The following is a 14,405-nucleotide window of genomic DNA, read 5'->3' as shown; positions in this document are numbered from 1 at the left end:
CACTGTTCAGACATTGAGAATTTGTCGAATGACCCGAGTTTCATTAAGCTATGGGCCACAGATGGACGCCAATTCTCCCACAGAATCGCATTCTTGTAATTAAGAGAACCATGACCAAATATGGACTTCGTGCCAGGGTTTTCACCCTGACATTAGCACCGACGCTGATTATCGGCTTACTTTTAAGCGCTTTTTTCACCATGAGCCGCTATCAGGACTTGGAACACCAACTGGTGTCGACCGGTGCCAGCATCATTGAACCTCTCGCTATTTCGACCGAATTCGGCATGACCAAAGACAACCGTGAAGCGGTGCGTCGGTTAATTGGTTACGCCCACCGTAAACATTCACAAATTATTCGTAGTATCGCGGTGTTTGACGCCGATAACGAACTCTTTGTGACCTCGAACTTCCATCGTAATTTCGAGGCTTTGATGTATCCTGACGATGAGCCGATCCCGCTACTGCTCAATACCCGCTTGAATGAAAACTCGATGATCTTGCGCGCGCCGATCATCAGTGAAAGCCAATTTGGTCAGCTATCTGGGATCCAAGGTCAAGAACGTATCCTTGGCTACATTGCCATTGAAATGGATCTCAGCAGCCTGCGCCTACAGCAATACCAAGAAGTCTTTACCGCCTTGATGGTGCTACTGCTTGGCTTGACGCTATCAGGGCTGTTCGCTTTCCGCCTAATGCAAGATGTGACCCGTCCTATCTCCCATATGGTAAGCGTAGTTGACCGTATTCGTCGTGGTCACCTTGATATCCGTATCGAAGGGCAATTATTGGGTGAGCTGGATACCTTGAAAAACGGGATCAATGCGATGGCAATTTCGCTGGCGGAATACCACATCGAAATGCAGCAAAGCATCGATCAGGCAACCTCTGATTTACGAGAGACCCTAGAGCAGCTCGAAATTCAAAACGTCGAGCTCGACATTGCCAAAAAACGCGCCCAAGAAGCGGCCCGTGTGAAATCAGAATTCTTGGCGAATATGTCGCACGAGCTTCGCACCCCGCTTAACGGTGTGATTGGCTTTACCCGCCAAATGCTGAAAACACGCCTCAGCACCAGCCAACAGGATTATCTGCAAACCATTGAGAAGTCAGCTAACAACCTGCTGACCATCATCAATGACATCCTCGACTTCTCGAAACTGGAAGCCGGTAAACTGCTCTTGGAAAACATTCCATTCGACTTTACCGAATCGCTCGATGAAGTGATGCGCTTACTAGCGCCAAGTGCCCACGAAAAAGGCCTTGAGCTGACCCTGAAGATCGACGAGCGTATTCCAACCGGCTTAATTGGTGACCCTCTACGTATCCAACAGGTACTGACTAACCTGATCGGTAACGCAGTTAAATTTACCGAGCGTGGCAACATCGATGTTTCGGTGGAGCTCAAAGCCGACAAAGATGAAAACGTCGAACTGCAATTTGTGGTTCGCGATACTGGTATCGGTATTTCTGAGCGTCAACAAGCCCAGTTATTCCAAGCCTTTAGCCAAGCCGATGCCAGCATTTCACGCCGCTACGGTGGTACAGGTCTAGGTTTGGTGATCACCCAGAAACTGGTCACGCAGATGGGCGGCGAAATCAGCCTAACCAGTCGTCTGCACCAAGGTTCAACCTTCTGGTTTAGTCTACGTCTGCTGAAAACCGATCTGCCAGTGTCACAACCGATTGATACAGCAAGCTTAGTCGGTATGAAGCTGCTATTGATCGAACCAAACATGCAAGCCGCATCGATAACCCAGCAACGCTTGATCAGTGCTGGTCTGCAAGTGACTTATCGCTCAACCATGCCAGATGACGATCTTGAGCAGCACCAATTTGCCTTGTTGAGCTTAGCGCCAGGGGAACAACCACCAATCGCGACCTTGCTCGATAACGTCTTTAAAGCCGAGCAGATCGCCGACAAAGTGATTGTCAGTCTGCCAGCGACAGAGCTTGCTCTATCAGAGCGCTTGTTGGCATCTGGAGTCTCAGCGTGTCTTGGTAAACCGCTTCCACAGCGAAAACTGTTTGAAGCACTGGCAGGAAGTAATGAACTGAGCCAAGAGCCAGAAGTACCACTGCTACCTGAGGGCGAGCCTGCGATCTTGCCACTGACAGTGATGGCGGTGGATGATAACCCAGCGAACTTAAAACTGATCTCTGCACTATTGAGCGAGCGGGTTGAAACCGTGATCACCGCCACTGGTGGTCGTAAGGCGGTGGAGTACGCCCATCAGAAAGATTTCGATTTGGTGTTCATGGATATCCAGATGCCAGAAATGGACGGGGTAACCGCTTGTCAAGAAATCCGCAAAACCGAGCTCAACCACACCACCCCAGTGATTGCGGTTACCGCTCATGCTATGGCGGGTGAGCGCGAGCGTCTGCTCAATGCTGGTATGGATGATTACCTCACCAAGCCAATTGAAGAACATATTCTGCAGCAGATGTTGGCGAAGTGGACCACCAGCAACGACAACCACCACAGCCAATCTGTGGATGAAGGAACGATTGAGGACGCCGAGTTTACTCCGGTCACAGACCAACCGGCTGTCGAAAAGGTCAACACGAATGTCAGCTGGGATTGGGATTTAGCCTTGAAGCAAGCGGCAGGTAAAGAAGACTTAGCCAGAGACATGCTGCAAATGCTGCTCGATTACATGCCGGAAGTTGAGATGTTAGTGAATGAAGCGCTAGACGGTAAAGATATCGAGCTATGGCCGCCTATTCACAAGCTTCATGGTAGTAGTGCCTACAGCGGTGTACCGCGCCTAAAATCGCTCTGTCACACCATTGAGACCGAGCTAAAAGCTGGGGCTTCCACCGACGATATCGAGCCTGAACTGTTCGAGTTGATCGATGAAATGAACAATGTGGTGAAAGCTTCGAAGCAATATCGCCACTAACCATATTCACATCACGATATACGACACAAAAAAGGAGAGCCGAGGCTCTCCTTTTTCATAACTAGTGGCTCACCTGTTAGGCGTCATCCCCTTGGGGGTGAAAGCTAGCTTTCCAAGATCACGGTCGCCACCGCATAACGGCGCTCATCAGCAATCGTAAGGTGAACATGGTTAACGCCCATTTGCGCTGCCAACTCTGCCGCCTTACCTGATAAGGTTAAGATCGGCTTACCGAGTTCGTTGTTCTCAACATTAAAATCTTGAAAACTCACGCCACAAGCAATACCTGTACCCAAGGCTTTAGACCCCGCTTCTTTCACTGCAAACCGCTTTGCAAGAAAGCGAGCTTGGAGCTTGATGCTAGCAAAGGTTGCCAACTCAGGTTCGGTTAGCACTCGCTCTGCAAAGGCTTGCCCCGTACTGCGCGACAACACCTTTTCCAACCGAGCAATCTCAACGATATCGGTGCCCAAGCCAAGGATTGCCATTACTGACGCGCTTCCTGCATGATGGCACGCATATCAGCAACCGCTTTACTTAAACCGTCAAACATTGCACGTCCCATGATTGAGTGACCAATGTTCAGCTCGTAGATTTCAGGTAGTGCAGCTAGTGGCTTCACGTTGTGGTACGTCAGACCATGACCTGCGTTCACTTTGATACCAAGACCGTCAGCGTAACTTGCTGCTGCCGCGATACGTTTAAGCTCTGCTTGCTGCTCTTCTTCGGTTTCCGCATCCGCGTAGTGACCCGTATGAAGCTCAATGTAAGGTGCATTACAAGCAAGCGCGGCATCAATTTGCTCGCGATCAGCATCGATAAATAGCGACACTTTAATGCCAGCGGCAGTCAGTTTTTCGGTCGCTGCTTTCACTTTCTCAAGTTGACCTGCAACATCCAAACCACCTTCAGTAGTCAGCTCTTCACGCTTTTCTGGTACCAGACACACGAATTCTGGTTTAGTGTTCAAGGCGATCTCCACCATTTCATCCGTTACCGCCATCTCAAGGTTCATGCGGGTTTGGATTGTCTCGCGCAAGATACGTACATCACGGTCATTGATGTGACGACGGTCTTCACGCAGGTGAATAGTAATACCATCAGCACCGGCACGCTCAGCTACTTCTGCTGCATGCACAGGATCAGGGTAACGCGTACCGCGCGCATTACGCAGGGTAGCCACATGATCGATATTGACGCCGAGTAGTATGTTGTTCATTTTTCGAGACTCCTTGAACGAGGGATAAATAATTCCCTACTTTTTAATGGTTTCCCGCCAAGATACGGTTTTAAGGCAATACGTGTAAAGCGTTTTGCCGCCCGAAGCTGATCTGGGGTGGTAAAATGACGTGCCGCTATCGCTTTGAGCTGTTCACCCGTAAAGGTCAACTGACTCACCGTCATCGATGCGGTAAAGCCGCGCTGTTCGCGATAGTTGTAGGTCATGGTGTCTTCAACCGGTAAACCGCTTCCCGCGCAATGAAGAAAGTCGATTCCGTATCCGAGGTGGTTGAGCAAAGCAAGTTCAAACCGTCGCAATGCTGGCTCTGGGTTATCCGCTTGTGCCAATTCTCGCAGCACATTCAAATAGTCCAGAAACAACACAGGGTATGGGGTGTTAGCTTCTAATACTCGAGCAATTAATTCGTTGACGTAAATCGCGGAATACAAAATATAACCGCGCATTGGCAAACCAATCGAAATCGGTTCTGCCTGAGTCAGAGTTGGCATACTGCCACGCCCCGTCCACTTCATGAATAAAGGGGTAAAGGGTTGTAAACAGCCTTTGAGATTGGAACGTTTTCGGCGGGCGCCTTTGGCAAGTAAAGTAAGACGGCCGTGATCCTCGCTAAAGACGTCAAGGATCAGGCTCGTCTCACTGTAAGGACGAGTATGGAGGACAAAACAACGCTGTAGCCCTTCCATAGTGCCTTCTTATAGATCGTCGATGTAACCTAGGCTACGCAGTGCGCGTTCGTCATCTGCCCAACCTGATTTCACTTTCACCCACAGTTCTAGGTAAACTTTACGCTCGAACAAATCTTCCATATCAATACGTGCTTCACGGCCAATAGTTTTGATCTTATCGCCACCTTTACCGATCACCATTTTCTTCTGGCCTTTACGTTCAACCAGAATCAAACCATTGATATCGAAACCATCGGTATCAGGGTTGTAATCGAAACGCTCGATTTCTACCGTTACCGAGTATGGCAATTCATCGCCAGTGAAACGCATCAGTTTTTCACGGATGATTTCCGAGGCCATAAAACGTTGCGAACGGTCAGTCACGTACTCTTCAGGGAAGTAGTATTCACATTCAGGTAGGTGCTCGCGCACGATTTTCTCAACCGCGTCCACGTTAGTACCGTGTTTCGCAGATACAGGCACAACGTCCACAAATTTCATCTTCTCAGATAGGTGTTGAAGATGTGGGAACAGCTCGTGCTTGTCTTTCACGTTGTCGACTTTGTTAACCAATAGCACTGTTGGCAGCTCAGCTTTCGCTAGCTTGTTCAGTACCATTTCATCGTCTTTAGTCCACATGGTGCCATCCACCAAGAACAGCACTAGCTCAACATCGGTCAATGAACTGCTTGCTGCACGGTTCATCAAACGGTTGATCGTACGCTTCTCTTCGATGTGAAGCCCTGGGGTATCAACGTATACCGCTTGGTAACCATCACGGGTATCAACACCCATGATACGGTGACGCGTAGTTTGCGGTTTACGCGAAGTAATCGAAAGCTTCTGGCCCACCAAGCGGTTCAGGAGCGTCGATTTACCAACGTTCGGGCGACCTACAATGGCAACAAAGCCGCAATGTTGTTTATCTGTCATGATTCCAACTGCTTAAGCGCAATTTCTGCCGCTGCCTGCTCTGCCTTGCGCCGACTGCCGCCTTTACCGATCACAGGCTTATCCAAACCTGTTACTTCACACTGTACAGTGAACTCTTGGTTATGAGCTTCACCGTGTACCTTAGTTACAGTATACGCAGGCAGTGGCAAACGACGGCCTTGCAAGCATTCCTGTAGTCGTGTTTTTGGATCTTTCTGGTTGATACCCGGCTTGATCGTCTCTAAGCGAGTTTTGTACCAGCTCAATACAATGCCGCGTACCACTTCGATATCGCTATCAAGGTAGATAGCACCGATGATCGCTTCCACACAGTCCGCCAAAATGGAATCACGACGGTAACCGCCACTCTTCAATTCACCCGGACCAAGTAGCAGGTGATCACCCAAATCAAACTCACGACCTAGCTCTGCTAGCGTTTTACCACGTACGAGTGTGGCACGCATGCGGCTCATATCACCTTCGTCCACTTCAGGGAAACGGTGGTACAAGTCATCAGCAATCACAAAGCTCAGGATCGAGTCACCTAGAAATTCTAGACGCTCGTTGTGAGTACCATTGGCGCTGCGGTGAGTCATCGCCAAAGTAAGTAATTCTAAATTGTTAAATTGGTAGCCCAGCTTACGCTGAAGTCTATTTGCAGGAGATGTCATCTTATCTCGATCAGTCTATGCCACCGACACGGCTAAAACGCACGTCGGTAGGAATCCAAGAAGGTAGTGCACTATCTGCACCTCGTTCAAACTCAAAGCTGATCCAGATCCCGACCGCCTTGCCCACTAGGTTAGCTTCAGGTACGAAGCCCCAGTAGCGGCTGTCAGCACTGTTATCGCGGTTATCACCCATTACAAAATACTGGCCTTCCGGCACTACCCACTCGCTCACGCCAGGACGTGGTTGATAGGCAAGCGTACGGTCACGCTTAAGTGGGTTCACCAAAATTTGGTGACCAGTTTCTGTCAGCTGTTCATCAAACTGGACCAGTTGTGTACGACCGTCAATGAAGTCAGTATCCACCATATTAGACAGCGGTACTGGCTGACAGTCTGCGCTTCCTTTTTTCGCCACACACAATTGCTTGTTGGCGCCGTAACGCACTGTGTCACCAGGTAAGCCAATCACACGTTTGATGTAATCGATGTTTGGTTGAGGTGGGAACTTAAACACCACGATATCGCCACGCTCTGGCTCACCAGTTTCAACCAACTTGTGGCGGAACACAGGATCACGCATGCCGTAGCTAAATTTCTCAACCAGAATGAAATCCCCCACGAGTAACGTCGGCATCATTGAGCCGGATGGGATCTGGAACGGCTCATAAATAAATGAGCGAAACACCATTATCAGTGCGATAACCGGAAAGAGCGAAGCCGTTTGCTCAACCCATACCGGTTGTGGGGCAACAGAATTAAGAACTTCGGCATCTACATCTTCGCCTGCATTGGCGGCGGCTGCCTCAATCTTTAACTGGCGCTTTGGCGCCCAGACAAATTTATCCAATGCCCAAATGATACCGGTCGCTAAGGTTGCCAATACCAAAAATAACGAAAACAGATTTGCCATTATAATCCCTAATAGTTGAACCCAACTCTGCCTAACAGCAGAGCTACTGTTGTATAAGACAGCAAAATTTACAGCCTTACTCAACAAGCAAAGAGAAAGTACAAGTTTACGTAAATAAACTCAGACTTTCTCTTTTTCTTAATAAAAACCATCAGTTATTCTTTGCTTGCAAAGAGCTAACCTCACGATCCTTATTTATCTTTACCTACATGCAGAATAGCGAGGAAAGCTTCTTGAGGCAGTTCAACGTTACCGATCTGCTTCATACGCTTCTTACCTTCTTTCTGCTTCTGTAGCAGTTTCTTCTTACGGCTCACGTCACCACCGTAACATTTCGCGATTACGTTTTTACGTAACTGCTTAACGGTAGAACGCGCAATGATGTGGTTACCAATCGCCGCTTGAATAGCAATATCGAACATCTGACGAGGGATGAATTCTTTCATCTTCTCAACCAGATCACGACCACGGTACTGTGCGTTGTCTTTGTGCGTAATGATAGCCAGTGCATCAACACGGTCACCATTTAGCAGGATATCAACACGTACCATGTCTGATTCTTCGTAGCGGTGGAAGTTGTAATCCAACGATGCGTAGCCGCGAGACGTTGATTTCAAGCGGTCGAAGAAATCCAGTACTACTTCAGACATTGGAATGTCGTAAGTTAGCGCTACTTGGTTACCGTGGTAAACCATGTCTACCTGTACACCACGTTTTTCAACACACAGTGTAATTACGTTACCCAAGTAATCAGAAGGTACTAGGATGTTACAACGTGCGATTGGCTCACCAACAACTTCAATGTCGTTCACAGCTGGCAGTTTTGCTGGGCTATCAACATACATAGTTTCGCCGTCGGTCTTGGTCACTTCGTACACTACTGTTGGTGCCGTGGTGATCAGGTCCAAATCGTATTCACGCTCAAGACGCTCTTGGATGATTTCCATGTGCAGCATGCCAAGGAAACCACAACGGAAACCAAAGCCTAGTGCCGCAGAGCTTTCTGGCTCGTAGAACAACGATGCATCGTTCAGGCTTAGTTTGCCTAGTGCATCACGGAAGTTCTCGTAATCGTCAGACGATACAGGGAACAGACCCGCGTATACCTGTGGCTTCACTTTTTGGAAACCCGGTAGCTGTTCTTCACAACCATTTTTCGCATGCGTTAAGGTATCACCTACAGGTGCACCTAGGATGTCTTTAATACCACAAACAACCCAACCTACTTCGCCAGTGTTTAGCTCTTGTGTGTCGATTTGTTTCGGCGTAAAGATACCCAAGCGATCCACACCCCATACTTGGCCGGTGCTCATCACTTTAATTTTGTCGTTTTTCTTCAGCTTACCGTTTTTGATACGTACCAAAGAAACAACACCTAGGTAGTTATCGAACCAAGAGTCGATAATCAGCGCTTGTAGCGGCGCTTCTGGATCACCTTCTGGTGCTGGAATTGCAGATACGATGTTTTCTAGAACATCTTCAACACCTAGACCCGTCTTCGCAGAACAGCGCGTCGCTTCTAGGGCATCGATACCTACAATTTCTTCAATCTCTTCTGCCACACGCTCAGGATCAGCAGCTGGAAGGTCAATCTTGTTCAAGATTGGCACAACCTCTAGATCCATTTCGATAGCGGTGTAACAGTTAGCCAGAGTTTGTGCTTCCACACCCTGACCAGCATCGACAACCAATAACGCACCTTCACAGGCCGCCAATGAACGCGATACTTCGTACGAGAAGTCAACGTGCCCTGGGGTGTCGATAAAGTTTAATTGGTAGGTTTCGCCATCTTTAGCGGTGTAATCAAGGGTTACACTTTGCGCTTTGATAGTGATACCGCGTTCGCGTTCAAGATCCATGGAATCCAGAACCTGAGCAGCCATTTCACGATCGGAAAGGCCACCACAGACTTGAATCAAGCGGTCGGATAAGGTCGACTTACCATGGTCGATATGTGCAATAATCGAAAAGTTACGAATGTGCTTCATGAATTGGCGTGACTAACTCGTGATTAAAATGAATGGGATCAAACGATCAAGTTGACGGATTCTACCGAATTTCCCGCCTAGTCGCTATCTTTGCTTGCGGCATTTATTACTGCGCCAGTCGATATTTTCGCCCCAAGTACGCGAATTAAGCTCGGGGTATAGGCAGATTGCCCTTCAATGCGTCGTGCAATAAAGCGCGCGACCGCTAATCCGATTGCTGCGCAGCTCACCGCACTGGCAATCACCCCGAGTTCACTCCCTTGGGCCAAATCAATAAACCACCACTGACCTGCCACTGTCCCTACTATTAAAAAGAGTAGCGGAAGCAGGTAAACCAGCAAGGCTGAACTCAACATACTTTTTTCAGCTAGACCGATTTCGACCACATCACCCACGGCCACTTTTTCAGTGGTCGTGATTGTCATCGTATGCGCGCGGCCCGGTACGGCTTTTGACACTATCCCTGTGCCGCAACTATCACGCGACGCACAGTGCCCGCAGCTGGTTTCTTGCTGACAGCTCACCGTGATCGCCTGAGGTTCCACAGCCACCACAGTGGCTAATGATCGCATCATTGTACTTGTTCCGTTTTCGCCGGACGATTAAACGACACCGACTCGGCAACACGACGGGCGGTGGCTGGCGGAATATCACCCACCACAGTCACCTCGATATTGCCTTTCATATAGCTGTGTAGTGTGCGGCGCCCTTGGCGTACCAATTGCTCACGCACGGTAAAACCATCGGCTTCACCCACGTAGATAGAGAAGCTAAACAACCCATCGCTGAACATTTTGCTCTCAACGGGACGCTCGGTCATCAATAAACGGTGGCGATTACGCGACACCGACTCAAAGCCTTGTGGCAACCATTTCACTTGCCAAGCTAACTCAGCTTGCGGTTGCGGCGGCACTTGCACCACAACGGGACGTTCAACACTGATCAAACGCTGCTTGAGCACATCGCTAATTTTAGGGTTCACAACATAAGACACAGCACGGTATTGCTCTAACGGCTCACCATCACGGTCAAGCAAATCAGCACGCATCACCAAGTTACTGCGGGTATCAAGCCACAATAAGTAGGAATAACGAGTACCATCTTTGGGGGCAATACGCACTACATCACAAGCCACACCCGCTTCGCGAGCTCTGCCCATGGAGATGAAGTCGTAGTTATCGACTAAATCATCCACATTCACTTTCATCATTGGCGGCAGAGGTGCCACCATTTTATTGCTGTCGATAGTGAAGGCATCTAGCCCAGGCTCAAAGTAACTGACTTCGCTGCCGCGCTGGATCACCTCGCGCGGTGGACCGCTCAAATACACGAGCTGGGCAAAGGTCTCGCCTTCAACTTGTGCATGAGAATAGCGCAGTGGCTCAATACTGTTTTTCTTAATAAGAATGTACGACAACTCGTAGCTCAGCTCGCGGCTTGCTACATCCATTTGATGCAACAAAGCCTCCGCAGAAGAAACCGGCTCTTCTGCGGAGGCTTGCCATGGCATCAATAGGCTGACCAGTGTCGCCGCACCGACCAGGAATTTTTTCATTTATCCGCCATCAATTACGCCGAACCTCACCGTCGTCAGATTCGGCTTATTTTTGAATTACTGATTTTCCAGCAACGAACGATCAATGCTGCCATCTTCGGCATTGAGGCGTAGCTGTAATTCATAATCTTGCAACATCGCGTTGATGCGACGACGCTGCTCCATGATTTGTGCTTCGCTTGGCGCTTGGTTATGCGCAGGACGAACACTTTCACGGGTTAAACTAACGGGTTCAGCAGTACCAGCAAAAGGTACAGTAGGTAAAACGGAAAGCTGAGAATCTGACGCCGTTTCGATCATAGTGCCATCGCCACCATTGTATTGTTGTACGCCAACAATTACAGCTAATGACACCCCTGCCGCCATGGCAACCTGACCAAACTGAGTTAACCAACCTGGCAAGCTACGACGCGCTTCACGTGGTGTTGGCTGAGCTTCTGGTGTTTGGCGAACCGTATTGATGTCCACCACAGGCGCCAACTCTTCAGCCGTTTCAACTGTCGTCACCGCACCTGTATGAGCAGGCTCGGCTTCGAGCGCCAACGCGACACTGTCAGCAATATTCCATTCCTTGCATTGCGGTGCATCGCCACGCATGACATCACCAATAAGGTTGAAGTCTTGCCAAGCTTGCTCGCTTTCTCTGTCGACTGTCAGCGCATTGATAATGCTCTGATCTAAATCTTCACCGTCTAACAACGCCGAAATTTTTTCTTTATCAGCCATCTTTTTTCACCGTTTGGCTCAACATTAATGTTGTTGCATCAAAGGACGGATGCGTTTTTCGACCGCTTCACGCGCTCGGAAAATACGAGAACGTACCGTACCCACAGGACACCCCATTACCTCAGCAATTTCCTCGTAACTTAGACCATCCAGTTCACGTAACGAGATTGCGGTTTTGAGATCATCAGGCAGCCCTTCAATGGTACTGAACACAACCTGCTTTAATTCTTCTGACAACATATGGTTCTCAGGGTTCGATATTTCTTTTAACGCACTGCCACTTTCGTAATATTCCGCATCTTCAGCGTCAACATCGAAAGCTGGCGGGCGACGCCCCTGAGCCACTAAGTAATTTTTTGCAGTATTAACCGCGATACGATAAAGCCATGTGTAAAACGCACTTTCGCCACGGAAAGTCGGCAATGCACGGTACGCTTTAATAAACGCTTCTTGTGCCACGTCTGGCACATCACCGGAATTGCTCACATAGCGAGACACCAAGTTACACACCTTATTTTGGTACTTCACCACTAATAAGTTGAAAGCTTGTTTGTCACCGCGTTGTACTCGCTCGATTAATACCTGATCAGTTTGCTGCTCGCTCATTCGAGCGGTTACTCCTATATCTGTCTTGCACTCGTGCGTCACTAATTTGTTACTAGCGAATCCAATGCCTTCACCTTGCCCTTGTTGAATATCAGCACATTGGCTTCACTTTCAATTGGCTATAACCCTTTCGGCTACAAGGCAAAATAAAAGCAATTTACAGCATGAGCACTAAGTAAGACTTACCGAACTAGGTAAAGTTCCCAATGGTAAAAAATAAATTCTCTACAATAATGCGCGATTTTTTTATCACAGTGGCGCAAAATACCACCAGTATACAAGGTTACGCCCTCGATGAATCAATCTCAGTCAAGATAATTCGAGGTTGAGCCGTTTTTATAATAAATAAAATGTTGGCCTACTAACCGAAAAAGGAATGCAGCGGAGTGTGAGCATAGTTGCGCTGAATAATCATGCAACTTAAGCCTGAGTCGATAGCCGCCACCACAACAATAAGTGGGGTGAGATTCACATAGTTACGCATATTGGTATACCATAATGCGGATTGCCACAGGGATATGAAATTAATATGAACGAAACTCACGAGCATCAATGTGATGTACTAGTCATTGGTAGTGGAGCGGCGGGTTTATCTCTCGCCTTGCGATTAGCACCACTGGGCAAAGTCATTGTATTGAGTAAAGGATTGCGCAGCGAAGGGGCAACCTTCTACGCTCAAGGCGGGATCGCCGCAGTATTCGACGAATCAGACAGCGTTGAATCTCACGTTGAAGACACCCAAATTGCCGGTGCCCATCTTTGTGATGAAGACGTGGTTCACTTCATTGCTGACAATGCAAAAAATTGTGTGCAATGGTTGATTGATGGTGGCGTACCGTTCGATCAGGAAGATTCTGATGACGAACAACCGCGTTACCATCTAACGCGCGAAGGCGGCCATAGCCACCGCCGTATTCTCCATGCCGCAGATGCCACAGGTATGGCAGTGCAAAACTCTCTTCAAGACAACGTTCTCAACCACCCTAATATTGATGTTCTTGAGCGCCATAACGCGCTCGATTTGATCACTCAACAAAAGTTAGGCAACCAAGACGAGCCAAACCGTGTACTCGGGGCGTATGTCTGGAACCGTGATTTAGAAGCGGTTGAAACCGTTCGCGCTAAATTCGTGGTGCTCGCAACGGGCGGTGCGTCAAAAGTGTACCAATACACCTCCAACCCCGATGTGTCTTCTGGTGACGGTATTGCGATGGCGTGGCGTGCAGGGTGTCGCGTTGCCAACTTGGAATTTAACCAGTTCCACCCAACCTGTTTATTCCACCCGGAAGCTCGTAACTTCCTGCTTACCGAAGCCTTACGCGGTGAAGGGGCTTATTTGCGTCGCCCTGACGGCAGTCGCTTTATGCTGGACTTTGATCCTGAGCGTGCTGAACTCGCCCCTCGCGACGTGGTGGCGCGGGCTATCGACTTCGAGATGAAGCGTTTGGGTGCTGATTGCATGTTCTTAGATATCAGCCATAAACCTGCTGATTTTGTCGCTAAGCACTTCCCGACTATTTACGAAAAACTGCTGACCTACGGCATTGATATCACCAAAGAGCCGATTCCTATCGTACCTGCCGCTCACTACACCTGTGGTGGCGTGATGGTCGATAAGCAAGGCCGTACCGATCTCGATGGTTTATACGCCATTGGTGAAGTGAGTTACACTGGCTTACATGGGGCCAACCGCATGGCTTCAAACTCACTATTGGAATGTGTGGTCTACGCGTGGGCGGCAGCGGAAAGCATAACCAAACAGTTTAACGACGTTTCCTTACCGAAAGATTTACCGCGCTGGGATGAAAGCCAAGTCGGCTGTTCGGATGAAGAAGTGGTGATCCAGCACAACTGGCACGAGTTACGCCTATTCATGTGGGACTATGTCGGTATTGTGCGTTCAACCAAACGTTTAGAGCGCGCGATGCGCCGTATCCAACTGCTCAAGCAAGAAATCCACGAGTACTACAGCAACTTTAAAGTATCGAACAACTTATTGGAGCTGCGTAATCTGGTTCAAGTCGCAGAGCTCATGGTGCGCTGTGCTATGGAACGTAAAGAAAGCCGAGGTCTGCATTACACCTTGGATTACCCTGAACTCAATGACGAAGCTAAGCCAACAATCCTAACTCCGGATCAACCTTGCTAAGCAAGTTCTCAGCGCTTTGAATCGCGCATAAAAAAATCCCAGCCGATGCGATA

Annotated in this window: 13 protein-coding genes; 2 read left to right on the top strand and 11 right to left on the bottom strand. The window is 48.7% G+C overall.

The features are described 5' to 3' along the window. The first annotated feature begins 110 nt into the window (after positions 1–110). Positions 111–2,906 (top strand): two-component sensor histidine kinase BarA, encoded by a 2,796-nt coding sequence (barA, locus tag A3K86_RS17610; RefSeq protein WP_068334374.1) that lies wholly within the window; start codon positions 111–113, stop codon positions 2,904–2,906. A 104-nt stretch (positions 2,907–3,010) separates the two neighbouring features. On the opposite strand, the gene acpS is transcribed toward barA, so the two are convergent. The 11 genes from acpS to rpoE form a co-directional block, all read right to left on the bottom strand. Beyond that, complete coding sequence (gene acpS, locus A3K86_RS17605) at positions 3,011–3,394, bottom strand: holo-ACP synthase (protein WP_068334372.1); 384 nt, start codon at positions 3,392–3,394, stop codon at positions 3,011–3,013. Then, positions 3,394–4,125: a pyridoxine 5'-phosphate synthase gene (pdxJ, locus tag A3K86_RS17600; protein ID WP_068334368.1), complete on the bottom strand. Its 732-nt coding sequence runs from the start codon at positions 4,123–4,125 to the stop codon at positions 3,394–3,396. Before pdxJ ends, acpS begins: the two co-directional genes overlap by 1 nt. Beyond that, entirely contained in the window at positions 4,122–4,832 is a 711-nt protein-coding gene (gene recO, locus A3K86_RS17595; RefSeq protein WP_068334367.1) for a DNA repair protein RecO, read from the bottom strand. The genes pdxJ and recO overlap by 4 nt, the downstream gene beginning before the upstream one ends. Before the next feature lie 9 nt (positions 4,833–4,841). Continuing rightward, positions 4,842–5,747: a GTPase Era gene (gene era, locus A3K86_RS17590; protein WP_068334362.1), complete on the bottom strand. Its 906-nt coding sequence runs from the start codon at positions 5,745–5,747 to the stop codon at positions 4,842–4,844. After that, positions 5,744–6,418: a ribonuclease III gene (gene rnc / locus A3K86_RS17585; RefSeq protein ID WP_068334359.1), complete on the bottom strand. Its 675-nt coding sequence runs from the start codon at positions 6,416–6,418 to the stop codon at positions 5,744–5,746. Before rnc ends, era begins: the two co-directional genes overlap by 4 nt. 10 nt (positions 6,419–6,428) lie before the next feature. Further along, complete coding sequence (gene lepB, locus A3K86_RS17580; protein WP_068334352.1) at positions 6,429–7,328, bottom strand: signal peptidase I; 900 nt, start codon at positions 7,326–7,328, stop codon at positions 6,429–6,431. Positions 7,329–7,519: 191 nt separating this feature from the next. Continuing rightward, entirely contained in the window at positions 7,520–9,316 is a 1,797-nt protein-coding gene (lepA, locus tag A3K86_RS17575; protein ID WP_068334350.1) for a translation elongation factor 4, read from the bottom strand. A 77-nt stretch (positions 9,317–9,393) separates the two neighbouring features. Then, positions 9,394–9,891, bottom strand: coding sequence for a SoxR reducing system RseC family protein (locus tag A3K86_RS17570; RefSeq protein WP_068334347.1), 498 nt, complete (start codon positions 9,889–9,891; stop codon positions 9,394–9,396). Continuing rightward, positions 9,888–10,871, bottom strand: coding sequence for a sigma-E factor regulatory protein RseB (gene rseB / locus A3K86_RS17565; RefSeq protein WP_068334344.1), 984 nt, complete (start codon positions 10,869–10,871; stop codon positions 9,888–9,890). The genes A3K86_RS17570 and rseB overlap by 4 nt, the downstream gene beginning before the upstream one ends. 57 nt (positions 10,872–10,928) lie before the next feature. Further along, positions 10,929–11,597, bottom strand: a complete 669-nt coding sequence (locus A3K86_RS17560; RefSeq protein WP_068334341.1) for an RseA family anti-sigma factor — start codon at positions 11,595–11,597, stop codon at positions 10,929–10,931. 24 nt (positions 11,598–11,621) lie between these two features. Further along, on the bottom strand, positions 11,622–12,203 hold the full coding sequence (rpoE, locus tag A3K86_RS17555; RefSeq protein WP_068334340.1) for an RNA polymerase sigma factor RpoE: 582 nt from the start codon (positions 12,201–12,203) through the stop codon (positions 11,622–11,624). A 529-nt stretch (positions 12,204–12,732) separates the two neighbouring features. Here rpoE and nadB point away from each other — a divergent pair. Continuing rightward, a complete protein-coding gene (nadB, locus tag A3K86_RS17550; protein WP_068334339.1) occupies positions 12,733–14,352 on the top strand; it encodes an L-aspartate oxidase in 1,620 nt (539 codons plus the stop codon). Positions 14,353–14,405 lie beyond the last annotated feature (53 nt).

Origin of the sequence: Photobacterium jeanii (genome assembly GCF_001650345.1) — a bacterium.
Classification (GTDB): domain Bacteria; phylum Pseudomonadota; class Gammaproteobacteria; order Enterobacterales; family Vibrionaceae; genus Photobacterium; species Photobacterium jeanii.
The sequence above is the reverse complement of the archived record's forward strand: the minus strand, read 5'-3'. Positions and strand labels throughout refer to the sequence as shown.

Excerpts from the sequence above, each read along its gene's own strand:
- barA (WP_068334374.1), top strand. The coding sequence starts at position 111 with ATGACCAAATATGGACTTCGTGCCAGGGTTTTCACCCTGACATTAGCA.
- acpS (WP_068334372.1), bottom strand. The coding sequence starts at position 3,394 with ATGGCAATCCTTGGCTTGGGCACCGATATCGTTGAGATTGCTCGGTTG.
- pdxJ (WP_068334368.1), bottom strand. The coding sequence starts at position 4,125 with ATGAACAACATACTACTCGGCGTCAATATCGATCATGTGGCTACCCTG.
- recO (WP_068334367.1), bottom strand. The coding sequence starts at position 4,832 with ATGGAAGGGCTACAGCGTTGTTTTGTCCTCCATACTCGTCCTTACAGT.
- era (WP_068334362.1), bottom strand. The coding sequence starts at position 5,747 with ATGACAGATAAACAACATTGCGGCTTTGTTGCCATTGTAGGTCGCCCG.
- rnc (WP_068334359.1), bottom strand. The coding sequence starts at position 6,418 with ATGACATCTCCTGCAAATAGACTTCAGCGTAAGCTGGGCTACCAATTT.
- lepB (WP_068334352.1), bottom strand. The coding sequence starts at position 7,328 with ATGGCAAATCTGTTTTCGTTATTTTTGGTATTGGCAACCTTAGCGACC.
- lepA (WP_068334350.1), bottom strand. The coding sequence starts at position 9,316 with ATGAAGCACATTCGTAACTTTTCGATTATTGCACATATCGACCATGGT.
- A3K86_RS17570 (WP_068334347.1), bottom strand. The coding sequence starts at position 9,891 with ATGATGCGATCATTAGCCACTGTGGTGGCTGTGGAACCTCAGGCGATC.
- rseB (WP_068334344.1), bottom strand. The coding sequence starts at position 10,871 with ATGAAAAAATTCCTGGTCGGTGCGGCGACACTGGTCAGCCTATTGATG.
- A3K86_RS17560 (WP_068334341.1), bottom strand. The coding sequence starts at position 11,597 with ATGGCTGATAAAGAAAAAATTTCGGCGTTGTTAGACGGTGAAGATTTA.
- rpoE (WP_068334340.1), bottom strand. The coding sequence starts at position 12,203 with ATGAGCGAGCAGCAAACTGATCAGGTATTAATCGAGCGAGTACAACGC.
- nadB (WP_068334339.1), top strand. The coding sequence starts at position 12,733 with ATGAACGAAACTCACGAGCATCAATGTGATGTACTAGTCATTGGTAGT.